The 24,280-nt window shown below is 73.2% G+C and carries 22 protein-coding genes and 1 pseudogene; 18 read left to right on the top strand and 5 right to left on the bottom strand.

What is annotated here, in order from left to right:
- Positions 1–27 precede the first annotated feature (27 nt).
- The 3 genes from ACVUH9_RS19135 to ACVUH9_RS19125 are packed head-to-tail and all read left to right on the top strand — an operon-like array spanning position 28 to position 3,623.
- Complete coding sequence (locus ACVUH9_RS19135; protein ID WP_475759834.1) at positions 28–1,512, top strand: sugar ABC transporter ATP-binding protein; 1,485 nt, start codon at positions 28–30, stop codon at positions 1,510–1,512.
- 28 nt (positions 1,513–1,540) lie between these two features.
- On the top strand, positions 1,541–2,518 hold the full coding sequence (locus tag ACVUH9_RS19130) for an ABC transporter permease (protein WP_475759832.1): 978 nt from the start codon (positions 1,541–1,543) through the stop codon (positions 2,516–2,518).
- A gap of 4 nt (positions 2,519–2,522) precedes the next feature.
- Positions 2,523–3,623: a Gfo/Idh/MocA family protein gene (locus tag ACVUH9_RS19125; protein WP_475759830.1), complete on the top strand. Its 1,101-nt coding sequence runs from the start codon at positions 2,523–2,525 to the stop codon at positions 3,621–3,623.
- On the opposite strand, the gene ACVUH9_RS19120 is transcribed toward ACVUH9_RS19125, so the two are convergent.
- A complete protein-coding gene (locus ACVUH9_RS19120) occupies positions 3,620–4,543 on the bottom strand; it encodes an HpcH/HpaI aldolase/citrate lyase family protein (RefSeq protein ID WP_475759828.1) in 924 nt (307 codons plus the stop codon). The genes ACVUH9_RS19125 and ACVUH9_RS19120 overlap by 4 nt on opposite strands.
- A gap of 58 nt (positions 4,544–4,601) precedes the next feature.
- On the opposite strand from ACVUH9_RS19120, the gene ACVUH9_RS19115 reads away from it, so the two are divergent.
- The 7 genes from ACVUH9_RS19115 to ACVUH9_RS19085 are packed head-to-tail and all read left to right on the top strand — an operon-like array spanning position 4,602 to position 11,552.
- Entirely contained in the window at positions 4,602–5,747 is a 1,146-nt protein-coding gene (locus ACVUH9_RS19115; protein ID WP_475759826.1) for a mandelate racemase/muconate lactonizing enzyme family protein, read from the top strand.
- Positions 5,744–6,502 carry an SDR family NAD(P)-dependent oxidoreductase gene (locus ACVUH9_RS19110; protein ID WP_475759824.1) on the top strand — a complete coding sequence of 253 codons (759 nt, stop codon included), beginning with the start codon at positions 5,744–5,746 and terminating at the stop codon, positions 6,500–6,502. Before ACVUH9_RS19115 ends, ACVUH9_RS19110 begins: the two co-directional genes overlap by 4 nt.
- Before the next feature lie 12 nt (positions 6,503–6,514).
- On the top strand, positions 6,515–7,252 hold the full coding sequence (locus ACVUH9_RS19105; protein ID WP_475759822.1) for an SDR family NAD(P)-dependent oxidoreductase: 738 nt from the start codon (positions 6,515–6,517) through the stop codon (positions 7,250–7,252).
- Positions 7,253–7,305: 53 nt separating this feature from the next.
- Entirely contained in the window at positions 7,306–8,274 is a 969-nt protein-coding gene (locus ACVUH9_RS19100; protein ID WP_475759820.1) for an alpha-ketoacid dehydrogenase subunit beta, read from the top strand.
- Entirely contained in the window at positions 8,271–9,476 is a 1,206-nt protein-coding gene (locus tag ACVUH9_RS19095; RefSeq protein ID WP_475759818.1) for a dihydrolipoamide acetyltransferase family protein, read from the top strand. Before ACVUH9_RS19100 ends, ACVUH9_RS19095 begins: the two co-directional genes overlap by 4 nt.
- Positions 9,477–9,483: 7 nt before the next feature.
- Positions 9,484–10,497: a thiamine pyrophosphate-dependent dehydrogenase E1 component subunit alpha gene (locus tag ACVUH9_RS19090; RefSeq protein ID WP_475759816.1), complete on the top strand. Its 1,014-nt coding sequence runs from the start codon at positions 9,484–9,486 to the stop codon at positions 10,495–10,497.
- 2 nt (positions 10,498–10,499) lie between these two features.
- Positions 10,500–11,552 (top strand): alcohol dehydrogenase catalytic domain-containing protein, encoded by a 1,053-nt coding sequence (locus ACVUH9_RS19085; protein WP_475759814.1) that lies wholly within the window; start codon positions 10,500–10,502, stop codon positions 11,550–11,552.
- A gap of 51 nt (positions 11,553–11,603) precedes the next feature.
- Here the strand turns inward: ACVUH9_RS19085 and ACVUH9_RS19080 are convergent, their stop codons facing one another.
- The gene (locus tag ACVUH9_RS19080) at positions 11,604–13,019 is read right to left on the bottom strand and encodes a hypothetical protein (RefSeq protein ID WP_475759812.1); all 1,416 of its coding nucleotides are present in this window, start codon (positions 13,017–13,019) and stop codon (positions 11,604–11,606) included.
- 87 nt (positions 13,020–13,106) lie between these two features.
- Here ACVUH9_RS19080 and ACVUH9_RS19075 point away from each other — a divergent pair, with 87 nt between their 5' ends.
- The 8 genes from ACVUH9_RS19075 to lhgO all read left to right on the top strand — a co-directional run bounded on the left by ACVUH9_RS19075 (position 13,107) and on the right by lhgO (position 22,061).
- Positions 13,107–14,219 carry a hypothetical protein gene (locus ACVUH9_RS19075; RefSeq protein WP_475759810.1) on the top strand — a complete coding sequence of 371 codons (1,113 nt, stop codon included), beginning with the start codon at positions 13,107–13,109 and terminating at the stop codon, positions 14,217–14,219.
- A gap of 2 nt (positions 14,220–14,221) precedes the next feature.
- Positions 14,222–15,454, top strand: a complete 1,233-nt coding sequence (locus ACVUH9_RS19070) for a CaiB/BaiF CoA transferase family protein (RefSeq protein ID WP_475759808.1) — start codon at positions 14,222–14,224, stop codon at positions 15,452–15,454.
- Positions 15,451–16,014, top strand: a complete 564-nt coding sequence (locus ACVUH9_RS19065; RefSeq protein ID WP_475759806.1) for a MaoC family dehydratase — start codon at positions 15,451–15,453, stop codon at positions 16,012–16,014. Before ACVUH9_RS19070 ends, ACVUH9_RS19065 begins: the two co-directional genes overlap by 4 nt.
- On the top strand, positions 16,011–17,393 hold the full coding sequence (gene lpdA, locus ACVUH9_RS19060; protein WP_475759804.1) for a dihydrolipoyl dehydrogenase: 1,383 nt from the start codon (positions 16,011–16,013) through the stop codon (positions 17,391–17,393). The genes ACVUH9_RS19065 and lpdA overlap by 4 nt, the downstream gene beginning before the upstream one ends.
- A complete protein-coding gene (locus ACVUH9_RS19055; RefSeq protein WP_475759802.1) occupies positions 17,390–18,430 on the top strand; it encodes a phosphotransferase family protein in 1,041 nt (346 codons plus the stop codon). Before lpdA ends, ACVUH9_RS19055 begins: the two co-directional genes overlap by 4 nt.
- A complete protein-coding gene (eno, locus tag ACVUH9_RS19050; protein ID WP_475759800.1) occupies positions 18,427–19,734 on the top strand; it encodes a phosphopyruvate hydratase in 1,308 nt (435 codons plus the stop codon). Before ACVUH9_RS19055 ends, eno begins: the two co-directional genes overlap by 4 nt.
- A gap of 197 nt (positions 19,735–19,931) precedes the next feature.
- A complete protein-coding gene (locus ACVUH9_RS19045; protein ID WP_475759798.1) occupies positions 19,932–20,195 on the top strand; it encodes a 4Fe-4S dicluster domain-containing protein in 264 nt (87 codons plus the stop codon).
- A gap of 615 nt (positions 20,196–20,810) precedes the next feature.
- Positions 20,811–22,061, top strand: coding sequence for an L-2-hydroxyglutarate oxidase (gene lhgO / locus ACVUH9_RS19040; protein WP_475759796.1), 1,251 nt, complete (start codon positions 20,811–20,813; stop codon positions 22,059–22,061).
- A 183-nt stretch (positions 22,062–22,244) separates the two neighbouring features.
- Here lhgO and ACVUH9_RS19035 read toward each other — a convergent pair whose 3' ends face one another.
- The 3 genes and pseudogenes from ACVUH9_RS19035 to ACVUH9_RS19025 all read right to left on the bottom strand — a co-directional run.
- On the bottom strand, positions 22,245–22,754 hold the full coding sequence (locus ACVUH9_RS19035) for a beta-class carbonic anhydrase (protein ID WP_475759794.1): 510 nt from the start codon (positions 22,752–22,754) through the stop codon (positions 22,245–22,247).
- A 202-nt stretch (positions 22,755–22,956) separates the two neighbouring features.
- Positions 22,957–23,454, bottom strand: a complete 498-nt coding sequence (locus ACVUH9_RS19030) for a beta-class carbonic anhydrase (protein WP_475759792.1) — start codon at positions 23,452–23,454, stop codon at positions 22,957–22,959.
- Positions 23,455–23,795: 341 nt separating this feature from the next.
- Positions 23,796–24,280 (bottom strand): annotated as a pseudogene (locus tag ACVUH9_RS19025) (hypothetical protein); the annotation flags it as partial.

Below are 24,280 nucleotides of genomic sequence, written 5' to 3'. Positions count from 1 at the left end.
CCGGTGCTCCGGGACGGCGGAGAGCAGATGAGCAGCTTCGCCCTGCGCGCCCGGGGCCTGCGGAAGTCGTTCGCGGGCGTCGAGGTCCTCCACGGGGTCGACCTCGACGTCCACGGGGGCTCGGTCGTCGCGCTGCTGGGCGAGAACGGCGCCGGCAAGTCGACCCTGGTGCGGATGCTGGCCGGGGACCACGCGCCCGACGCCGGGGAGATCCGGATCGGCGACGAGGTGGTCGCCGCGCTCGATCCGGTCTCGGCGATCGACGCCGGGATCCGGATGATCTACCAGGAGCTCAACGACGCGCCGCCTCTCAGCGTGGCGGAGAACGTCGCGCTCGGCCGCTGGCCGGGCCGGCGGGGGTTCGTCTCGTGGTCGGCGATGCGCCGGCACGCCCGGCGGATGCTCGACGAGCTGGGGATCGACATCGACGTCGACCGCCCGGTCTCGTCGTTGCGGATCGGCGAGCGGCAGATCGTCGAGATCGCCCGCGCGCTCTCCGGCGAGGCCCGCTGCCTGATCCTCGACGAGCCGACGGCGGCGCTCTCCGACCACGAGGTCGAAGCGCTCTTCGGCTTCGTCCGCACGCTGCGGGAGCGTGGCGTGGCGATCATCTACATCACCCACCGGCTCGACGAGGTCTTCGAGCTGGCGGACGAGGTGCGGGTGCTGCGCGACGGCGAGGTCGCGCTCGCCGCCGCGACGGCGACGGTCGACCGCCCGGCGCTGGTCGCCGCGATGGTCGGCCGCGAGCTGGGCGAGGTCCGCCGGCCGGCGGACGCCGGCCCGCCGGGGGCCTCGGCCCTGCGGCTGGTCGACGCGACCGTCGCGGGCTCGTTCGCGAACCTCGACCTCGACGTGGCGGCCGGCGAGATCGTCGCGCTCTACGGCAAGCTCGGATCCGGAGCGTTCGACGTCGGCGAGGCGGTCTTCGGTCTCCGGCGGCTGGACGCCGGCCAGATCGAGGTCGACGGAAGCGCGGTGCGCCTGCGCGGCCCGGCGGAGGCGATCGCCTGCGGGATCGGCCTGCTGCCCGCCGACCGCAAGCGCGAGGGCGCGTTCCTCGGCCGCTCGGTCGCGGAGAACGTCGCCGTGAGCTCCTGGAGCCGGCTCGCCCGCCGCGGCTGGATCACCCGCGAGCGCGAGGCCGAGACCTACCGCCGGTGGCACGACCGGCTCGCCGTCCGCTCGCGCAACGATCCGCAGCAGCCGATCGGCACGCTCTCGGGCGGCAACCAGCAGAAGGTCCTGCTCGCCCGCTGGCTCGAGCGGGGCTCCCGGATCCTGGTCCTGATCGAGCCCACGCGCGGCGTCGACGTCGGCGCCCGCGCGGAGATCTACGCGGCGATCCGCTCGCTCTCGGCTGAGGGCGTGGCGGTGCTCGTGTGCACCTCCGACAACGAAGAGGTCGTCCAGCTCGCCGACCGCGCCGTGGTCCTGAGCCGCGGTGCGGCGACGGCGGCGATGACCAGCAACGAGATCTCCACCCAGCGGCTCGTCTCGGCGGCCGCGTGAAAGACCGATGACGATGGCGAACGACGCGTTGATCTCAACCAGCACGACCCCAGCGGGGGCGACGGCGGCACGACCGTGGCGGGAGCGAGTTCCGGAGACGGCGGCGCTGCTCGTCTTCCTCGTCCTGCTCTGCGCCTTCTTCGCCATCAAGTCGCCGTACTTCCTGGCCTGGGGCAACTTCCTCAACATCCTCTCCGCGCTCGCGGTCGCCGGCATCATCGCCGCGCCCGCCACGCTGCTGCTGATCGCGGGGCAGTTCGACCTCTCGGTCGGTTCCGGCGCGGCCTTCGTGGGCGCGGTCGCGGCCTACGTCGCGGCCCAGAGCGGTCTGGCCGTGGCGATCCCGGTCGCGATCGGCGCCGGGCTGGTCGTCGGCCTGATGAACGGGTTCCTGGTCACGGTGGTCGGGATCAACGCCCTGATCGCGACCCTCGGCACGCTGGCGATCTTCCGCGGGCTGACCCAGATCGTCGTCGACGGGCAGTCGCTGCCGATCGACGGCTTCAGCGGCCTCGGCACCGCCCGGCCGGCGTTCGACATCCCGCTGCCGGTGATCATCCTGCTGGTCATCGCCGCGGTCTTCTGGGTCGTGATGCGGTACACGACCTACGGCCGCCGGATGTACACGATCGGCAGCAACCCGGTCGCCGCGCGACTCGCGGGGATCCGCTCGAAGCGGGCGATCTTCCTCGGCTTCGCGCTCTCCGGCCTCTGCATCGGGCTGGCCGGGCTGATCCTCGTCTCGCAGTTGGGAGCGGCGTCCCCGACCGCCGCCCAGGGCCTCGAGCTCTCGGTCGTGACCGCGGTGATCCTCGGCGGCGCGAGCCTCGCCGGAGGCCGCGGGACGATCGTCGGGACGATGATCGGCCTGCTGATCATCGGCGTCCTCAACAACGGGCTGATCCTGCTCAACGTGTCGTCGTTCTGGCAGGAGGTCGCTCGCGGCACCCTGCTGATCCTCGCCGTCGGGTTCGATCGGCTGCGCGTTCGATTCACGGAGCGGTAAGCAGATGACCAGCACCAGCACCAGCACCAGCAACACCAACGGCCGCGTCCGCGTCGGCATGATCGGCGCGGGCTCGATGGCGGTCGCCCATCACCTGCCGAACCTCGTCGCCCGCGGGGACGAGGTCGAGATGGTCGGGGTCTGCCGCAAGGGCCGTCCCCTGCTCGACCAGATCCAGCGGGAGTTCGGGTTCGCGGTCGCGAGCGAGGACTATCGCGACGTGCTGGACGCGGGCGTCGACGTCTGCGTCGTCGCCTCGCCGACGGCGATGCACCACGAGCACGCCAAGGCGGCCCTCGAGGCCGGCGCCCACGTGCTCTGCGAGAAGCCGATGACGATGGCGCCCGCGGAGGCGTGGGACCTGGTCGCCACCGCCGAGGCCCACGACCGCCACCTGGTCCTGAGCTTCGGCTGGAACTACGAGCGGATCGTGCGCGAGGCGAAGCAGCTGGTCCGCGAGGTCGGGATCGGCGAGGTCGAGCACTGCTCGATCCACATGGCGTCGGCCACCCGCGAGCTGCTGACCAACTCCGGCTCGTACCCGGGAGCGTCTGAGGCGACCATCCCCGAGCAGGCGACCTGGACCGACCCGCGGCTGTCCGGCGGCGGCTACGCCCAGGCCCAGCTCAGTCACGCGCTCGGCCTTGCCCTGTGGCTGTCGGACCTCGACGGGGAGCGGGCCTTCGCCTTCATGGGCGCCCCGGGCGACGCGCCCGTCGAGCTGCACGACGCGCTGGCGCTGCGGTTCGCGAACGGGGCCGTCGGATCGGTGGCGGGGGGCTCCTGCCACCTCGGATCCGGGGGCGACAAGCACCAGCTCGAGGTGCGCCTGATCGGGAGCGAGGGGCAGCTGCACGTCGACCTCGAGCGCGAGCTGGTCTGGCTCTACGACGCGGCCGGGAACGACCACCGCCCCGACGTGGCGCCGGGAGACGGCCTCTACGGGGCGACCGGTCCGCCGAACGCGCTGATCGACCTGGCGCTCGGGCGTGACGTCGAGAACTGCTCGCCCGGCGAGCTGGGCGCGCGGACGGTCGAGATCCTCGAGGCCGCGTACCGCAGTGCGGCGAGCGGGCTGCCCGAGGACGTGCAGGCCCGCTCCTAGTCCGCCATGGCGAGGACCCGCAGCGCGTGTCGGCGGGAGGCCTCGTCGATCATCGCGCCGTCGAGCGCCGCCGCGCCGCCGCCGCGGGCGGCGGCCGCCTCGACCGCGGCGACCAGCTTGCGGGCGCGCCGGACCTCGTCCGCCGAGGGACTGAACGCCGTGGACGCCCACGGGACCTGGGCCGGGTGGATGCAGTGACGCCCCTGGAAGCCGAGCATCCGGCCGATCTCGCAGTCGCGGACGAACGCGGCCTCGTCGCGGTAGTCCGCGAGCGGCCCGGCCAGCGCCTGGACCCCGGCCGCGCGGGCGTGGTGGGCGATCTGGCTCATCACCCACTGCCACTGGTAGCCGGGGAAGCCGGGATCGGCGACGCCGATCGGGTGCTGCGGGAGGCCGAGGTCGGCGGCGTAGTCGCCGGGGCCGAACGCGACGGCGACGGTCCGGCCGCTCGCGGCCAGCAGCTCGGGGAGGGCGAGCACGCCGACCGCGGACTCGATCTGGAGCACCAGCCCGACCGGCCGTGGGCGACCGGAGTCGCGCTCGAGGCAGGTGAGCAGGCCGTCGAGGAAGTGGAGCATCTCCGGCTCCTCGGCCTTCGGGACCATCACCGCGTCGAGGCAGGAGTCGGCGTCGGCCAGGATCTCGGTCACGTCGCGGAAGCCGTAGGACGACGCCAGGGGGTTGATCCGGACGGCGACGCTGGGGGCCGCGAAGCCGCCGCGTCGCAGCGCCTCGCGGCAGGCCCGGCGGGCCGTGTCCTTGCTCTCGGGCACCACCGAGTCCTCGAGGTCGATGACGATCTCGTCGGCCGCGATCGTCGTCGCGCCGGCCAGCATCCGCGGCGCGCTGGCCGGAACCACCAGCGACGAGCGACGGGCCGCGACGGCGCCCTCGAAAAACCTTGTCCTCTGCTCTCCCATGCCGCTATGGTATCGATACCGGAAACGATTGCGAACTCCGTCGAAACGATCTGAGCCCATGAGCGCCGCCCCGTCCGTCCCCACCTCCCTGACCATCGAACGGATCGAGACGATCCCGATCCGGGTCCCGTTGCCCACGGTCTTCCGTGGCAGCAAGTACAAGATGACCCACCGGTCCACGATCGTCACGAGGATCCACACGGCCGAGGGCGTGATCGGCGAGGCCTACGCCGGCGACGAAGACGCCGAGCTGCTCGACATCGAGGCCGTGATCCAGGGTGAGATCGCCCCGGCCCTGATCGGCCAGGACGCGTTCGCCGTCGAGCGCTGCTGGGAGCTGGCCCGACCCGCGACCTTCGACATCCTCCGCGACCGCCGGATCGGGCTCGTCGCCTGCGCGTCGGTCGACCTGGCGATCTGGGACGCGATCGGCCGCGCGGTCGGCCAGCCGCTCTGGCGGCTCTGGGGCGGCTACCGCCGGCGGGTGCCGATCATCACCGTCGGCGGCTACTACAGCAGCGACGCGGACGTCGGTGCGGAGGCGGCTGCGGTCCGCGCGCAGGGCTACGCGGGGATGAAGTTCAAGGTCGGCGGGCTGACGCCCGAGGCGGACGCCGAGCGGTTCCGGCGCGTCCGCGAGGCGGTCGGCCCCGAGTTCGTGCTGCTCGCCGACGCGAACCAGGCGTGGACCCCGCGCGAGGCCCTCGAGTTCGTGCGGCTGGTCGCCGACGAGGACCTGCACTGGTTCGAGGAGCCGTGCGCCTGGCACAACGACCGCCGCGCGATGCGCGACGTGCGGCTCGGCGGCGGCGTCAGCGTCTGCGCGGGCCAGAGCGAGTTCACCGCCGGAGGCTGCCGCGACCTGATGGTCGAGGGCGCGATCGACGTCTGCAACTTCGACGCCTCGTGGTCCGGCGGGCCGACGGAGTGGCGACGGGTCGCCGGGATGGCGCTCTCGTTCGACGTCCGGATGGGCCACCACGAGGAGCCGCAGGTCGCGTCGCACCTGCTCTGCTCGATCCCCCACGGCGCGTTCGTCGAGTGCTTCCAGCCCGATCGCGATCCGATCTGGTGGAACCTGGTCGTCAACCGCCCGGAGATCCGCGACGGCCACATCGAGCTGAGCGATCGTCCCGGCCTCGGCTGGGAGCTCGACGAGGAGTTCATCGCCCGCCACCGGATCCCGTCGGCGGTCCCGGCATGAGCTGGGACCTCGGAGCCGGGCTCGACGGCAAGCAGGTCCTGATCACGGGCGCGGCCGGGGGCATCGGTCGTGAGATCTGCGCCGCGTTCGCCTCCGCGGGGGCGCACGTGATCGCCGTCGACACCAACGAGCAGCGGCTGCGGGAGCTGACGGCCGGGCTGCCCGAGCCCGACCACCACCGTGCCGTGACCGCGGATCTGGCCGACCTCGGCGGGCACGCTGCGCTGCTCGACGCGGCTCCCGAGCTCTACGCGCTGGTGCACGTGGCGGCGCTCGCCGTCCGTCGCGCGGACATCGCCGACGTGACCGAGGCCGACTGGGACCGCCAGCACGACGTCAACCTCAAGGCGACGTTCTTCCTCTGCCGCGCCGCCGCCGACCGGATGCGCGAGCGCGGGCTCGGCGGGCGGATCGTGACCTTCGCCTCGCAGGCGTTCTGGACGGGCGGCTACGGCGGCTCGGTCGTCTACGCCGCGAGCAAGGGCGGGGTCGTCTCGCTGACCCGCGGCCTGGCGCGGACCTACGGGCCGCTCGGGATCACGGTCAATGCGATCTCCCCGGGCCTGGTCGACACGCCGATGCTGATGGACGACCTCGAGCCCGAGGTGCTCGAGGGCCTGCTCGCCGCGACCCCGCTCGGCCGCGTGGCCGACACCGAGGAGATGGCCGGCGCGGCCGTCTTCCTCGCCTCGCAGCACGCCTCCTACGTCTCCGGAGCCACGCTGAACGTCAGCGGCGGCTTCCTCATGTACTGATCGGAAGATGACGTGAACGACGCAACTCCCCCCGCATCCGCCCTCCGCCTCGGCGGCCTCGAAGGCCGCGTCGCGGTCGTCACCGGGGCCCGCCAGGGCATCGGCCAGCGGATCGCCCAGACGCTCCAGGAGCAGGGCGCCCGCGTGGCCGCGATCGACCTCCAGGCCCCGGAGCACCCCGGCATCCTCGGCGTCGCCGCCGACGTCCGCTCGGAGGACCAGGTCGACGCCGCCTTCGCCGAGATCGAGGCCCGGCTCGGCCCGGCGGAGGTCCTGGTCCTGAACGCCGGGATCCTCGTGATCGAGCCGTTCGAGACCACGACGCTGGCCTCGTGGCAGCGGACGATCGACGTCAACCTGACGGGTGCGTTCCTGTGCGCCCGGCGGGTCCTGCCGCAGATGCGGGAGGCCGGCTACGGCCGGGTCGTCGCGATCGGCTCGAGCGCGGGCACGACCGGCGGCTCGAGCAACGCCGCTGCCTACGCGGCCTCGAAGGCGGGCGTCATGACGCTCGCGAAGTCGATCGCGGGCGAGTACGCGCGACACGGCGTCACCGCCAACGCGCTCGCTCCGGCGCTGATCGACACCGAGATGCTCGGGGCGATGCCCGACATGCACGACAAGGTGCCGATCGGGCGCCTCGGCGCCCCGCAGGAGGTCGCCGACCTCGTCGCCTTCCTGGCCTCTTCCCACGCCGCCTTCATCACCGGGGAGGTCGTCGACATCAACGGCGGCTTCCTCATCGACTGACCCCAGAGGACTCCATGGCCGTCACCGAACAGCAGAAAACCGCGACGCTCACGATGAGCCAAGCGATCAACCGGGCGATCACCGACGCCCTCGAGTCCGAGGAGGCGATGGTCCTGCTGGGCCAGGACATCGGGGCCTACGGCGGCACCTTCGGCGTCTACCGAGGGCTCTACGAGCGCTTCGGACCGGAGGTGGTGCGCGACGGGCCGCTGTGCGAGTCCGCGACCGTCGGCGTCGGCGTCGGGCTGGCCGTCGCCGGGGTGCGCACGATCGTCGAGGTCGAGTTCATGGACTTCCTGGGGGTGGCGATGGACCAGATCGTCAACCAGGCGGCGAAGATGCACTCGACGACCAACGGCAAGCTGAACGTCCCGCTGGTGATCCGCGCGCCCGTCGTGTCGCGGATGGGGATGGGCTCGCAGCACTCGCAGAGCCTCGAGTCGTGGTTCATGCACGTGCCGGGCCTCAAGGTCGTGATGCCGTCCAACGCCGACGACGCCTACGGGCTGATGCGGACCGCGCTCGCCGACCAGAACCCCGTCCTGTTCATCGAGAACGGGCGGCTCTACGGTCGCCGCGGCGAGGTCGACCTCGCCGCCGATCCGATCCCGTTCGGCAAGGTCCGGGTCGCCCGCGAGGGGACCGACGCGACCGTGGTGGCGCTCGGCGGGATGGTCGACGACGCACTCGCCGCGGCGGAGACGCTGCAGGCCGAGGGGATCTCGGTCGAGGTCATCGACCCGCGCACGATCAGCCCGCTCGACGTCGACGGGATCATCGCCTCGCTCGCCAAGACGATGCGGCTGGCGGTGACCCACGAGGCACACAAGACGGCGGGCTTCGGGGCCGAGGTCGCGGCGCTCTGCGTCGAGCACGGCTTCGAGTACCTCGACGCGCCGATCGAGCGCGTCGCCGCGCTCGACGTGCCGATCCCGTGCGGGCCCGAGTGGTCGGCGGTCTACCCGAACGCGGACTCGATCGCCGCCGCCGTTCGCCGGATGTGCGGGGAGGGCCCGGCATGATCCCGCTGACGCTCGCCCGGCTGTCGATGACGATGGAGGAGGCCACCGTCAGCTCGTGGCTGGTGGCCGACGGTGCCACGGTCGAGGAGGGCCAGGTCGTCGTCGAGGTCGAGACCGACAAGGCCCAGTCCGAGCTGCCGGCACCGGCCGCCGGCATCCTCCGGATCGCGGCCGCCGAGGGCACCCAGGTGCTCGTCGACGGCCTGCTGGGCCGGATCCTCGCCCCGGGCGAGGAGCTCGCGGACGACGCTCCCGCCGGGGCCGGGAGCCCCGCTCCTGAGGTGCCCGCCGCGGCCCCCGCGGCTGTCCCCGCAGCCGCCCCCGGGGCCGCGAACGGGGCCCCCGCCGTCCGGGCCGGCGTCGCCTCCCCCGCCGCCAAGCAGGCGGCGCGCCGGCTCGGGGTCGACCTCGCCAGCGTGACCGGCAGCGGCCCCCGCGGGCGGATCACGATCGCCGACGTCGAGGCCGCGGCGGCCATCCCCGCCCCGGCCGTGGCCGCGCCGACGGCTGCGCCCGCCGCCCCTGCGCCGGCGGCCCCCCGGCCCGCGCCGGTCGACCTCCGTCGCGCCGTCGTCTCCAACATCGTCGCCAGCTGGCAGGCGATCCCCCACATCCACATCAGCGGCGAGCTCGACGTCGAAGGGCTGGTCGAGGCCCGGCGACGGCAGGCGGGCCGCGCGGCCCGGGCCACGGTCACCGACCTGCTGCTGCTGGCGATCTCCCGCGCGCTGGTCGACGTGCCCGCGCTCAACGGGACCGTCGAGGGCGGGGAGCCCCGGCGCGCGGCGGCGACCAACCTGAGCATCGCCGTGGCCACCGACCAGGGCGTCGTCGCCCCGGTCCTCGCGGGCTGCTCCGACCTCTCGCTGACGGGGATCTCGAAGCGCCGCGCCGAGCTGGTCTCCGCCGCCCGGTCCGGGGCGCTGGCGCCCCGCGATCTCGGCGGCGGGACCTGCACCCTCTCGAACCTCGGCCTCTACCCCGTCGACCACTTCGCTCCGGTCGTCTCCGGTCCCCAGATCGCGATGGTCGCGGTCGGCCGGGTCGCCGCCAAGCCGGTCGCCGTCGGCGGCCTGATCGGCATCGGCCAGCGGATGACCGTCAACGTCGCGATCGACCACCGCGGTGCCGACGGCGAGGCCGGAGGACGGTTCCTCGCGGCCCTCCAGGAGCGACTCGCCGAGCTGCCCACCCATGTCTAAGGAAGCCATGACCACTCTGCCCGTTCCCGTCGACGAAGCCGTCGCCGGTCCCCGCCCCGAGATCGACGACGCCACGCTGCTCGGCACCTACCGGATGATGGTCCGGATCCGTGCGCTCGAGGAGGAGGTGGTGCGCGCGTTCGCCGCCGGCCTGATCCCCGGCTCGACCCACCCGTGCATCGGCCAGGAGGCCGCGAAGGCCGGCTCGATCGGGGCGATCGAGCCCGGCGACCAGGTCCTCGCCACCTACCGCGGCCACGGCGAGGCCCTCGCCAAGGGGGTCGACGCGACGTCGATCATGGCCGAGCTGATGACCCGCACCACTGGCCTCTGCGGCGGCAAGGGCGGAACCCTGCACCTGTCGGCCCCAGAGCTCGGGCTGGTCGCGACCAACGGCATCGTCGGCGGCCACATCCCGATGGCGGGTGGGGTCGCCCTGGCCCAGCGGTTCAAGCCGGGCAACGCGATCGTCCTCTGCTACTTCGGCGACGGCGCGTCGTGCGAGGGCGAGATGTTCGAGACGCTGAACATGGCGATGATCTGGAAGCTGCCGCTGGTCTTCATCTGCGAGAACAACGGCTGGGCGATCAGCGTGCCGACCAGCCTCAGCCAGGCGACCCCCGACATCGCCGACCGCGCGGCCGGGTTCGGCATGCCGACCCACATCATCGACGGCAACGACCCGCTGGCGATGCGGGCCGCGGTCCAGGACGCCGCCGTGCGGGCGCGGGCGGGAGACGGCCCGACGTTCATCGAGGCCAAGACCGTCCGCTGGGAGCGCCACTCGGCCTTCTCGGCCGGCGGCAGCGACCCCGAGGCGCAGCGGGTGGCCTGGCAGCGCGTCGACCCGATCCCGCGGTTCCGCAACGCCCTGACCGAGTGGGGCGTGGCCGACGACGCCACGCTCGACGCGATCGTGACGGAGGCCGAGAGCGAGGCCGCGGCCGCCCGCGCCGAGGCGGAGCAGGGGCCGTTCCCGAGCGCGGAGTCGGTCCACGAGCACGTCTTCGCGGGGGCCTGAGGGTGGCCGCGACCACGATGCGCGCGGTCGAGCTTCCCGGGGTCGGGAAGCGGCTGCGCGTCGTCGAGCGCCCGGTCCCGGAGCCCGGGCCGGGCGAGGTCCGGGTCCGGGTCGACGCCTGTGGCGTCTGCGGATCGGACGTATTCCTCCAGGACGGCGGCTTCGCGCTCCAGTGTCGCGACGGTGACCACGGCTCGGGCTTCCCGGTGGTGCCCGGGCACGAGGCGGCGGGGACGGTCGACGCGCTCGGGCCGGGCGTCAGCGGGCTCGAGCTCGGGCAGCAGGTGGCGGTCTACTACGTCGATCCCGACCCCGAAGGGGCCTACGCCGCCCAGGGCCGGGAGAACGTCGATCCCGCTGTCACCCGGATGGGGGTCGAGATCGACGGAGCGTTCGCCGAGTACGTGGTGCGACCGGCGCACACGCTGATCGTGCCGCCGCAGCGGATCGATCCGGCGGCGCTCGCGGTCCTCACCGACGCGGTCGCCACGCCCTACCACGCGCTCGTCCGCCGGGCCCGCCTGCAACCGGGCGAGACCGTGGTCGTGCTCGGGATCGGCGGGCTCGGCTCGAACGCCGTCCAGATCGCTCGCTCGCTGGGCGGGCGGGTCGTCGCGGTCTCGCGGCAGCCGTCGCGGCTGGAGCTGGCGACTCGGCTCGGGGCCGACGTGGTGGTCCGCAGCGAGGACGACGTCGTGGACCGGGTCCGGGCGGCGACCGGCGGTGGCGCGGACGTGGTCCTCCAGTGCGCGAGCGCCCCGCAGCTCGACGCCCAGGCGGTCGAGATGGTGCGGGCGGGGGGTCGCGTGGTCTACGTCGGCGTCTCCAAGCGGCCGTTCGAGGTGCTTGCCGCCGATCTGATCTGGCGCGAGATCTCGTTGCTGGGCTCGTGCCGCTTCACCCGCCAGGACATCCGCGACGTGATCGACCTGTACCTGGCCGGCGAGATCGTCGTCGACCACCTGCTGCACGGTCGGCGCCCGCTCGAGGAGGCCAACGAGGCGCTCGAGGACCTGCGGACCGGGGCCGTGCTCCGGAGCGTGCTGATCCCCTGAGCCGCGGGTTCGCGTGCCCCGGTCCCCTCCCGGGGCACGCGAACCGACCGCTCAGACCCGCTGGACCTCGACGCCGAGATGCCGCCCGACCCGCTCCAGCGCGTCGCCGTAGGCCCCGGGGGTCGCCGCCGAGTGGTGACTGACGCCGGTCCGGCACCAGGCGGTCCAGGCGTCGATCGCCGGGCTGCGGTCGAAGCGGAACGCGGCGTTGGGGGTGCCGACGCCCGGAAACTGGCGTTCGCTGAAGCTGCCCTCGCCGACGACGAACCGGAAGCGACGGTCGGGGACGTCGAGCTGGGTGAACCCGAGCAACGTCGCGGGCCCGGCGGGCGGGCCGAAGCAGGCGCAGGTCCCGCAGACCGCGTCGCCCGTGAACCACTGGTTGCGCTGCAGGCGGGGCGTGCCCGGGCCGGCGAAGGCGAGGTCGTGCTCGCCGGTGTTGGCGACCACGAACTCGCCGGTCGCGGGGTCGAAGGTCTCCAGCTCGTGGTAGACGGCCGCCCCGCCCAGCAGCTTGAGCGCGAGCATCGCGACCGGCGTGACGCGGTCGCCCGCGCAGCTCCACGGGATCCCCAGCGAGGTCAGGCGGCCGAGCCCGAGGCAGGGGGCGATCCCGATCCCGTCGAAGCGGATCTCGGGCACGTGGCAGTTGAGCGCGCCGGCGTCGAGCCGGTGCCGCCGTACGAGGTCCTCGAGCGCGCAGGCCGCGCGCAGCGAGCGCTCGTGCCCGTCGGGGTCGATGTCGGGATCGAGGACGAAGTCGGCCGCGAGCTCGGCGCGCAGGGCCTCGACCCGGTCGGCGGGCAGCGCGCGGTAGAGCTCGAGCAGCTCGGCCGGCTCGAGCTCGACGAGCTCCGGGCCGACCTGCTCGCGGAGGGCCGCGGCGTCGGCCGTCACGCAGTCGTAGCCGTCGATCGGGGGGCCGACGAGGCCGATCCGGGCGGTCCGCAGGCGGTGCGCCGCGACCGCGGCGCGGACGGCCGGCTCCAGCCGTCGGCTGGCTTCGGGGCCGTCGGCCGGGGCGACGACCAGGTCGAACGGGCGGTCGCCGCGCACCAGCACGCTGGTCAGCATCGGCACGCCGACGGTGCCGCCCTGGGTGGTGATCCCGGCGTGGTCGAAGTCGGCGGGGACCGGGGCGCCGTCGTGGACCGCCCAGACGATCAGGGGCCGGTCCGCGACCGGGGCGAGCGCGGCCAGCGTGTAGGCGGGCATGACCGCCATCGCCTGGAGGACGATCACCGCGTCGACGCCGGCCTCGGCGAGCTGCCGCCCGGCGGCCGCGCCGTCCTCGCGCGAGCCGACGACGAGGCAGGGGCCGACCTCCGCGAGCGCGGAGAGGGCGGCGGCAGCGCGGCCCGCGATCTCCTCCAGCGCCTGCCGGGCGCTGAACGGCACGGCGTTCTCCCAGAGGTCGGTGTACGGCACGACGAGGCCGACTCGCCCGCGCCGCGGCAACGCTTGCATCCGAGAACGAGTGCCTGGTATGTTCACGCCGGAAACGATACCGGAATCGTATGTCAACCGGTACCCACTGGCGAAAAGGCTGGTCTCATGAATCACACCAAGGTCGCGTTCTCGGACATGCTGGGGCGACGCACGCGTACGGGAGACCTCGCGGATCAGTCGATCGCGACGCACCGCAAGATCGAGGAGGCGCTCGACGACGGGCGCTGGGCCGACGCCGCCCGGCTCGGCAACTTCCTGATCGACGAGGCGACGGTCTGCTTCACCCTCTACCGGCAGTGGATCACCGATCTCAAGGGCTTCCTCGTCGACAACGGGGTTCCCGCGGTCGAGGTCGAGCTGGCCGAGGAGGGGATCATCGCCCTGATCGCGCTCCCCGACGGGACGCCGTGGCACGCGCGCCGCCAGTGGGACGAGTACCTGACCCGGATCGAGGAGTTCGCCGGGCTCGCCCACCGCGAGCAGCTCGCCGAGGCCAAGGAGAAGCTGGCCGAGGCCCGCGAGACCTGGCGCCGGATCCACGACCGCGACGTCGACCACTGCTACGGCCTGATGTCCGAGATCGTGGCGCGGCTCGGCGAGCGCTCGATCGGCGACATGTACGAGCGGGTCCTGATGCCGCTGTTCGTCTGGCGCTACGAGAAGTTCGACATCGACAAGCACCAGTGGGACGAAGCGCTCCAGGTGCTGGTGCTGGTCGCGCTCGAGGCCGCCCGCGGGCACCTCTTCGGCCCGGGCCGGATGGGCGACATCGAGTTCGAGGAGACCGACGACCGCTACATCCTGCGCTTCGACCCCTGCGGATCGGGCGGGCGCACCGTCATCGGCGACGCGATCGAGGGCACGCCGCCGCGGATGGAGGAGCCCTACAACTGGTCGGTCAGCCAGGAGGAGCACTCCTGGAACCACTTCCAGAAGGGTGTCTGCCACTACTGCGCCCACTGCGTGGTGCTGATGGAGGAGATGCCGATCGACCGCTTCGGCTACCCCGTGCGGGTCGTCGATCCGCCGATCTACGACCCGGAGCACCCGGAGAAGGCCCGCTGGTGCCAGTACCAGATGTTCAAGGACCCGACGGCCGTGCCCGAGGAGTACTACACGCGGGTCGGCCGCGAGAAGCCGAAGGTCTTCGGCTCCAACGCGATCGGGGCGCCGGACATCTCCGGCACCGGCACCGCCGGCCTGCCCGGGGCGGGCTAGGCATGCGGCCGCTCCAGGGCGTGCGCGTGCTCGCCGTCGAGCAGTTCGGCGCCGGGCCGTTCTCGACGCTCCAGCTCGCGGACCTCGGCGCCGAGGTGATCAAGATCGAGGACCCGTCGGTCGGCGGTGACGTCGGCCGCTACGTCCCGCCGTTCCAGGAGGCGGAGCGCTCGCTCTACTTCGAGTCGCTCAACCGCAACAAGAAGAGCGTCTCGCTGGACCTGCGCACCGCGGCGGGCCGTGAGGTCTTCGAGCAGCTGGTCGCCGGTGCCGACGCCGTCTTCTCGAACCTGCGCGGGGACCAGCCCCGCAAGCTCGGGCTGACCTACGACGCGCTCGGCGCGATCAACCCGCGGATCGTCTGCTGCTCGCTGTCGGGCTTCGGGATGACGGGCCCGCGCGAGGCCCAGGGCGGATACGACTACATGATGCAGGGGCTCGCCGGGTGGATGAGCCTGACCGGGGACCCGGACGGTCCGCCGACCAAGAGCGGCCTCTCGCTGGTCGACCTCTCCGCCGGCTACGTCGCGGCGATCGCGCTGCTCGGCGGGCTCGCCCGCGCCGGCCGCGACGGGCTCGGCTGCGACTGCGACATCTCCCTGTTCGAGACCGCGCTCGGCCTGCTGTCCTACATCGGGACCTGGTCGGCGACCGCCGGCCACGTGCCCCAGCGGATGCCGGAGTCGGCGCACCCGTCGATCGTGCCCTTCCAGGCGCTCCCGACCGCCGACGGCTGGATCGTCGTCGCCTGCGCCAAGGAGAAGTTCTGGCGCCTGCTGTGCGACGCGATCGAGCGGCCCGAGCTGGCGGTCGACCCGCGGTTCGCGGACTTCGCCGCCCGCAGCGCCCACCGCGACGAGCTGCTGACGATCCTGCGCGAGACGTTCCGGGCCGCCCCGACCGGCGACTGGGTCGACCGGCTCCGCGAGGCCGGGGTCCCGAGCGCGCCGATCAACAGCGTCGGCGAGGCGCTCGAGGACCCGCAGGTCGTGGCCCGCGACGGGATCCTCGAGCTCGACCACCCGGACTTCGGCCGCGTGCGCCACGTCGCCTCGCCGCTGCGGATCGACCAGGAGCCGCGGATGGAGCCCGTCCGGGCGCCGTACCGCGGCGAGCACACGCTCGAGACGCTGCGCGGGGCCGGCTACTCGGCCGAGCGGATCGCGGCGCTGGCCGACGACGGGGCCTTCGGCGACGTCGGCGTGCAGGTCCACGAGCAGCTGGCCCGCGCATGAGCGATACGCACGACGAGGCCCCGCCCGCCTCGCCCACCTCGGCCGTCGCGCCCAAGCGCTGGGACGGCCGCTTCTTCGAGGACCTCGCCGTCGGCGACGTCTACGCCAGCCGGCTCGGCCGGACGATCAGCGAGACCGACAACGTCTGGTTCACGTGCCTGACGATGAACACCAACCAGACGCACTTCAACGCGGCGTTCGCCGAGCAGACCGAGTTCGGGCGGCCGCTGGTCAACAGCACGCTGACCGTGGCGCTGGTCAGCGGGCTGAGCGTCCCCGACACCAGCGAGAACGCGATCGCGAACCTGGCCTGGACCGACATCAGCCTGCCGGCCCCGGTCTTCGTCGGCGACACGCTGTGGGCGGAGAGCGAGATCCTCTCCACCCGGGGCTCCTCGTCGCGGCCCGAAGCCGGGATCGTCTCGATGCGGACCCGCGGGGTCAACCAGCGACGCGAGGTCGTGATCGAGTTCCTGCGGACGTTCCTGCTCGCCCGGCGCCCGAGTGAGCCCACGCCCGGCCGGTTCCCGGGCACCGACGAGGGGTGGCGGGTCGGATGAGCGGCGCCTACGACGTCGTGGTCCTCGGATCGGGCCCCGGCGGCTACGTCACCGCGATCCGGGCCGCGCAGCTGGGGCTGCGGACGGCGGTGGTCGAGCGGGACGCCGTTGGTGGACGCTGCCTCAACTACGCGTGCATCCCGGCCAAGGCCGTGCTGCGCGTCGCCGACGCGCTCTCCGAGATCCGCGGTGCCGCCGAGCTCGGGATCGGGGTCGGGGAGCCGACGGTCGACTACGCCGCGGTCGGGCGCCGCCGCCAGCAGGTGATCGGCACCCTGACGGGGGGCGTCTCCGGCCTCCTGCGCAAGCACGAGATCGCCCTGATCGAGGGCCACGGACGGCTCGCCGGAGCGGGCGAGGTCGTGGTCGCCGGCGGGGCCGGCGAGCAGCGGATCACGGCCGCCAGGGGCATCGTGCTCGCGACCGGCTCGGTCAAGCGCGCGATCCCCGGGACCGCGTTCGGCGGTCGGGTGATCGGGACCGAGGAGGCGTGGGCGCTACCGGAGCTTCCGCGGTCGCTGGCGGTCGTCGGCGCCGGCGCCTCGGGGGCCGAGATCGCCTCGGCCTACGCGCGACTGGGGGTCGCGGTCCAGCTCTTCGAAGGCCTCGACCGGGTGCTGCCGTCCGAGGACCCCGACATCTCCGCGCTCGCCGAGCGGGGCTTCCGCAAGCAGGGCATCGACGTCCACGTCGGCACGCACGTCACGCAGGTCGCGTCGGGGCCCGACGCCGTGGGCTTCGCCTACGGCGACCGCGAGGGCACGGCCGAGTGGCTCGTGATCGCCGCGGGCCGCGGGCCGGACGTGGAGGGCCTCGGCCTCGACGTCGCCGGGGTCGCGCTGACCCCGGCCGGGCTGATCGAGGTCGACCCCGCGCAGCGGACCAGCGTCGCGGGGGTCTGGGCGATCGGCGACCTGGTTCCCGGTCCCGCCCTGGCCCACAAGGCGTCGGACGAGGGGATCGTCGCCGCCGAGCAGATCACGGGTCGGGAGACGCATCCGCTCGTCCACCGCGACCTGCCGCGCGCGACGTTCTGCGCGCCCAACGTCGCCTCGTTCGGGCTGACCGAGCCGCAGGCCCGCGAGCTGGGTCACGACGTCGTGGTCGGCAAGGTGCCGTACGGCGCCGTCGGTGCCGGGACCGTCCACGGCGACCGCGGCGGGCTGATCAAGGTCGTCGGCGACCGCCGTCACGGCGAGCTGCTCGGCGGCCACGTGATCGGCGCCAAGGCGACCGAGCTGATCCAGGAGCTGGTGACCGCGAGAGCGCTCGAGGGCGGCTACCCGGACGTGGCCCGGATCGTCCACGGCCACCCGACGATGTCGGAGGGCGTGATGGAGGCGGCACGGGCCGCCGACGGCTGGGTGATCCACGGATGAGCACCGAGAGGACACCGACGATGCTCGCGCTGGACGCCGAGAACCTGAGCGGGTACCTGCACCGTCACGGGGTGACGCCCTCCGCGGACGGGGTCCGGGTCGACGCGCTCTCCGGGGGGATCTCGAACGTCGTTCTGCGGGCGCGGTGGGCGGACGGGTGCGTGGTCGTCAAGCAGTCGTTGCCGCGGCTGCGGGTGGCGGCGGACTGGGAGTTCGACCGGCGGCGGATCTTCGTCGAGCGCGACTGCATGCAGACGCTCGCCTCGATCCTTCCGGGCAGCGCGCCGGCCGTCGTCTTCTCCGACGATCCGCAGTTCGCGTTCGGCATGACCTGCGCGCCGTCCGGCGGCGTGGTCTGGAAGGACGCCCTGCTGGCCGGCGACGTCCAGGCCGGGCGGACCGAGGCGGCCGCCGCGCTGCTCGGCGCGCTCCAGCGGACGAGCTGCGGGGACGCGGCGATCGCGGAGCGCTTCGACGACCAGATGCCGCTGCTCCAGGGGCGGATCGATCCGTACCACCGGACCGCGGCGCTGGCGCACCCCGACCTCGCCGAGCGGATCGACGACGAGGTCCGGAGGACGCTGGGGACGCGGTCGGTGCTCGTCCACGGGGACTTCTCGCCGAAGAACCTGATCGCGTACCCGGACCGGATGCTGATGCTCGACTTCGAGGTCGCCCACTGGGGCGACCCGGCGTTCGATCCCGCGTTCCTCCTGAGCCACCTCGTGCTCAAGGCCTGGCGCGACGAGCGGACCGCCGACCGGTTCGTCAACGAGGCGCTGCGCTTCTGGCGGGTCTACCGGGACGCGGTCGGCCCGGCCGTCGCGGTCGACGAGCGCGACGTGGTCAGCGAGCTCGGCTGCCTGCTGCTTGCCCGGGTCGACGGCAAGTCGCCGATCGAGTACCTCACCGATCCGGTCCAGACGACGTCGCTCGTCCGCCTGGCCCACACGCTCCTGCTGGACGCCGACTCCGAGGGCGTCGAGGACGCCCTCGGACGAGCGCGCCGGCTCTCCCACCAGAAGGACCACCGATGACGACCACGACGATCGCCGCTCTCGGCGCCCGCCAGATCCTCGATTCCCGGGGGCGCCCGACGGTCGAGGCGGAGATGCTGCTCTCGGACGGCACCCGCCGCCGGGCCAGCGTGCCTTCCGGCGCGTCGACCGGCCGCCACGAGGCCGTCGAGCGCCGGGACGGGGACGCGACGCGCTACGGCGGTCGCGGCGTGCTCGGCGCGGTCGCCGCGATCGAGGGTGAGATCGCGGCCGCGCTGGTCGGACGAGCGCCGGTCCAGCGAGAGATCGACGAGGCGCTGCTCGCCCTCGACGGCACGCCCGACAAGGCCCGGCTCGGGGCGAACGCGACCCTCGCCGTCTCGCTGGTCACGGCCCGGGCGGTCGCGGCCTCGAACGGCGTGCCGCTCTGGCGCCAGCTCGCCGGCGGCGACGACGTCACGCTGCCGCTGCCGATGGTCAACATCATCAGCGGCGGCCTCCACGCCGGGCGGCAGCTCGACTTCCAGGACTTCCTCGCGGTGCCGGTCGGTGCGGACAGCTACTCGCGGGCGCTCGAGATGGTGGTGGCCCTGCACGAGGCGACCGGAGCGTTGCTGAGCGAGCGGGGCCTGAGCACGCTGAAGGCCGACGAGGGCGGGTACGGACCGCCGCTGAGCGGGCATCGCGCCGCGCTCGAGCTGCTCGACCAGGCGGTCGAGCGGGCGGGTCTGCGGCTGGGCGACGACGTCGTCTACGCGCTCGACGTCGCCGCGACCCACTTCTTCGATCCCGAGCGGGGCGACTACCACCTGCGCTCGGAGGGCGAGAGGCTCGACGCCGAGGGCATGACCGCGTACCTCGAGGCGCTGGTCGACGACCATCCGATCGCGTCGATCGAGGATCCGTTGGCGGAGGACGACTGGGACGGCTGGGTCCGCCTGACCGAGCGCCTCGGGCACCGGATCCAGGTGATCGGCGACGACCTCTTCACCACCAACGGCGAGCGGGTCGCCCGCGGCATCGAGCGGGGCGCCGCCAACGCGGTGCTGGTCAAGATGAACCAGATCGGCACGATCAGCGAGACGCTCGACGTCGTCGCGCAGGCGAAGGCGGCCGGGTTCGCGACCGTGATCTCGGCGCGGTCGGGGGAGACGGAGGATCCGGCGCTGGCCGATCTCGCCGTCGGCAGCCGGGGCGGCCAGATCAAGGTCGGCTCGGTCACGCAGTCCGAGCGGCTGGCGAAGTACAACCAGCTGCTGCGGATCGAGCAGGCGCTGGGCCCGAACGCGGTCTTCGCCGGCGATGCGCTGCGCCCGGGACGCGCGGCGAGGTCGGCGTCGTGACGCTGGTTCCGTGCCCCGCCTCCCGCTCGTCGTGCACGGACGACGCGGCGTGAAGATTAGGGCCACCGTCATTCCTGCCGGGCATCTGGTGAGTCCCGATCGGCATGTGGGCGGCGGCGAATCGACGTTTGTCCCCGCTATCATCGGGGACCTTCGCCCCGGCGGTCACCGCCGTACGACCCTGGAAGGACAGGTCCATGGCCTACGTCATCGCCGAGCCCTGCATCGGCACGAAGGACAACTCGTGCACCGAGGTCTGTCCGGTCGACTGCATTCATCCGACGCCGGACGAGCCGGACTACGACACGGTCACGCAGCTCTACATCGATCCTGAAGAGTGCATCGACTGCGACGCCTGCGTTGAGGCCTGCCCGGTCGACGCGATCTTCGCCGAGGATCAGATCCCGGACGAGTGGACCTCGTTCGTGGACATCAACATCAAGTACTTCGAGAACGCCTGAGCGTTCCGCGCCCTCGGGCGCGACCCGTCCTGCGCCCCGGCTTCGTCCGGGGCGCAGTGCGTTCTGGGGTCGGTGGGCGGGAGTGGCCGGCGGGAGTAGCCGGCGGGGGTGGCCGGCGGGGCCGAGGGCGGCGCCGGGTGGCGCGGGTGGCGACGCCGCGGGTGGCGCCGGGTGGCGCGGGGTGGCGCGGGTGGCCTAGCGAGGCGTGGGTGGGGCGGGTGGCGCGGGTGGCGACGCCGCGGGTGGCGGGGCGGTGCGGGTGGCCTAAGGTGGCGCGGGTGGCGCGCCACGGGTGCCGCGGGCGGCGCGGGCGGCCGAGGCGAGCCCGGTGTTCTGATTGAGGTTGACCACCGTAGGGGTGGCAAACCTCATGGAGAAGGGCGAGTCCGGCCCTCGTCGGTGGTTCCGTCCGCCGTGCCGGCCCCCCCACGCCCCGTTCGGCGGCTGTGCCTGCCCGCCTCCCGCACCCCGTTCGCGGCCGTGCCCGGCTGCCCGGCCCGGCCCCGGCCCGCCTGCCGCGCCTCGTTCGCGGCCGCGCCCGGCGCCCCGCCCCGCCCTCCGGTCGGGCGGTTCGCCGCCTCGCGGTGAGCACGGGCCACCGCTAGCATCAGTGACATGTCACACGGCGCCGTGTCCCGCGAAGATCCCGACGCCCCTGGCATGACCTACGACGTGGCGATCGTCGGCGCGGGGATCGTCGGGCTCGCCACGGCCCGCGAGATCCTCGCCCGCAATCCGGACCTGAGCGTGATCGTCATCGACAAGGCCGATCGCGTCGGGGCCCACCAGAGCAGCCACAACAGCGGCGTGATCCACGCCGGGATCTACTACAAGCCCGGCTCGCTGAAGGCCGAGCTGTGCGTCGACGGTGCCCGCCGGATGTACGAGTACTGCGAGCAGCGGGGGATCCCCGCGCCGCGGGTCGGCAAGCTCGTGGTCGCGATCGACGACGCCGAGCTGGGTCGGCTCGCCGAGCTCGAGCGCCGCTCGCAGCAGAACGGCGTCGGCGTTCGGCGGCTGACCGCCGGCGAGATCCGCGAGATCGAGCCGCACTGCGCCGGCATCGCCGGGCTGCACTCGCCGAACACCGGGATCGTCGACTTCGGGCTCGTCTCGCAGGCGCTGGCCGAGGACGTGATCGCGGCGGGCGGCACGATCGCGCTCGGCCGCGAGATCACCCGGATCGAGCGGCGGGCCGGCGAGCAGGTCCTGCACCATGCGCTCGGGGGGATCGTCACCCGCCGGTTGATCGGCTGCGCCGGCGGCTGGTCGGACCGCCTGGCGGTCGCCGACGGGGCGCCGGCCGACCCGCGGATCGTGCCCTTCCGCGGCGCCTACCTGCGGCTGATGCCGCACGCCGAGCACCTCGTCAACGGCCTGATCTACCCGGTCCCGGACCCCGATCTGCCGTTCCTCGGCGTCCACCTGACCCGCCACGCGTCCGGCGATGTGCTGCTCGGGCCGACGGCGCTGCTGGTCGGGGCGCGCGACGCCTACGACCTCCGCACCGTCCGCCGCCGCGACGTCGGGTCGACGGTCCGCTGGCCGGGAACCTGGCGGCTGATCCGTCGCTTCTGGCGGACGGGGGCCGGGGAGCTGTTCAACGCGGTCGACCGGCGTGCCCTGATCCGGGCCTGCGCCCAGTACGTGCCGGCGCTCGAGGCCGACGACGTGACCGCCGGCTGGGCTGGGGTCCGCGCCCAGGCGGTCGCTCGCGACGGGTCGATGGTCGACGACTTCGTCTTCAACGAGCAGGAGCGCAGCCTCCACGTGCGCAACGCCCCGTCCCCGGCGGCGACCTCCTCGCTGGCGATCGCGGCGACGATCGCCGACCGAGCGCGGGACACGCTCGGTCTGGCCGTCTAGTCAGGCATCTCGGGGAAACGGCGCCCCCGCCGGAAGGGCCGGCGGAGGTGTGGCCGGCGGAGGTGTGGCCCGGGCGCTGCGCGGTCGATCGTCCACCTCCACGGTGGAGAACGCATCGCGAAGTCGAGCGGTGGATTCCCTGGGGAAGAAGCGGCCCTGGGTCTCCTCGCGCCCGAAGCGGCCCTACAGCGCGACCTCGCGCAGCACGCCGGTCTCGACGGCGAAGACGAAGCCGCGGACACGATCCTTGTGGGGCAGGAACGGGCTGGCCAGGACGCGACGCAACGACTGCCGCAGATCGGCCTCGAGGTCGCTGAACGACTCCGGGGTCCACTGCGGCTTGTAGCCGGTCTCGGCGAGCAGCTCGTTGCGCATCTCGTCGTCGGTGTAGGTCAGCTGCCCGCAGTCGGTGTGGTGGACGAGCAGGATCTCGCGGGTCCCGAGCTTGCGCTGCGAGATCGCCAGCGAGCGGATCACGTCGTCGGTGACGACCCCACCGGCGTTGCGGATCAGGTGGGCGTCGCCGGTCTCGAGGCCGAACATCCCGAAGAGGTCGAGGCGGGCGTCCATGCAGGCGACGATCGCGACGCCGCGGCGGGGACGGGGCGTGTCGTACGGGGCGTACTTCTCGTGGAACCCGTCCGCGTGGCGGATGAGGTCGGGGATCTGTGGGGAGAGCGGCGAATCGGTCATGGGCGGACGTGTCTCCGGTTGGTGGCGAACCGCGGCGGATCCTAGTGGTCGGGTGCCCGCCGCCGGGGCCGGGCATCGACGGCGTCCGCCGATCGGCGGGGGTAGCCGGGCCAGATCGGCCGGGCGACCTCTGCGGCGTACGCCCGCCGGCGACGGCGCCGACCCTCCGCCGCGCGTGGGAGTGCGCACGGCGGCCGGGGCCTCAGGTCGGATCGACCTCGCGCAGAGCGCCGGTGTGAACGTCGTAGACGAAGCCGCGGACCTTGTCCTTGCGGGGGATGAACGGGCTGGCCTGGATCCGGGCCAGCGACTGGCGAACGTCGACGTCGAGGTCGGAGAAGGCCTCGGCCGCCCACTCGGGCTTGATTCCCGTGTCGTCGAGCACCGACTGCTTGAAGGCGTCGTCGGTGAAGGTCAGCATCCCGCAGTCGGTGTGGTGGATGAGGATGATCTCCTCGGTCCCCAGCAGCCGCTGCGAGATCGACAGCGAGCGGATCTCGTCGTCGGTGACGACCCCGCCGGCGTTGCGGATCACGTGGGCGTCGCCCTCGTTCAACCCGAGCAGACCGTAGGGGTTGAGGCGCGCGTCCATGCAGGCCAGGACGGCGATCTTGCGGCCGGGAGGCAGCGGCAGGTGGCCCTTGTCGAACGCGACCTCGTAGGCCCGGGCGTTGGCGAGGAGCTCGTCGGTAGTGCTCATGCCCGCACGATAGCTCGATAGTCGATCTGAATTCAATGAATAGGCGGTGACCGTGGCGGCGCGGGCCCCGCGGGGGTTGCGCTCCGGAACGGCGCGGCGTCGTGGCCTGGCGCTCGGCGCGGCGGCCCGGCCCCAGCGGTTCTCTTTGAGGTTTGTCCCCGTGGCGGGGGCAAACCTCAAAGAGAACGTCCCGGCCGCGCCTCCGGCCGCCCCTCCACCACGCCGCCCCGAAACCCAACAGGGCCCCGGCGTCTGCCGGGGCCCTGCGGGTCCTGCTGGGTCCTGCCTGCGCGGTCCGGGACGGCCCAGTCCGTGGGCCGTTCCCGGGATCCGGAGGGCGGCTACTTCTTGCTGCTGGCCTTCTTGCTCGCCTTGGTGGCGGTCTTCTTGGCCTTCGTGCCCGGGATGCAGGCCGTGGTGATCTTGTTGCTGGCCTTCGTCGCCGCGCCGTTCTGGCCGGCGAAGGTGACCTTGCCGGTCAGCTTGGCCCCGCAGAGCGGGGTCGTGGTGGCGATGATGCCGTGCTTGCCGCCGTTGATGTTCAGCGTGAACTTGCTGATCGGCTGGTCGGGGATCGCGGGGAACGTCGTGACCAGCTGGTTGCGAACGACCGAGGTCGTCGCGCGCAGGTTGATCGCGGTCTCGCCGCGCAGCGCGACGTAGAGGGTCGGGAGGGTCTTGATGACCCGACCGGTCTTGGGGTCCTTGCGCTCGCCCTTGACGAAGTAGACCGGACCCTTCAGCGCCTTGTCCAGGATCGGCGTCTCCGCGGTCGCGGAGCCGACGATCGAGGCCTTCGGGCACTTGTCCGTCAGCGCGTCAGCGG

It is taken from the genome of Patulibacter ginsengiterrae (assembly GCF_056269115.1).
The sequence above is the reverse complement of the archived record's forward strand: the minus strand, read 5'-3'. Positions and strand labels throughout refer to the sequence as shown.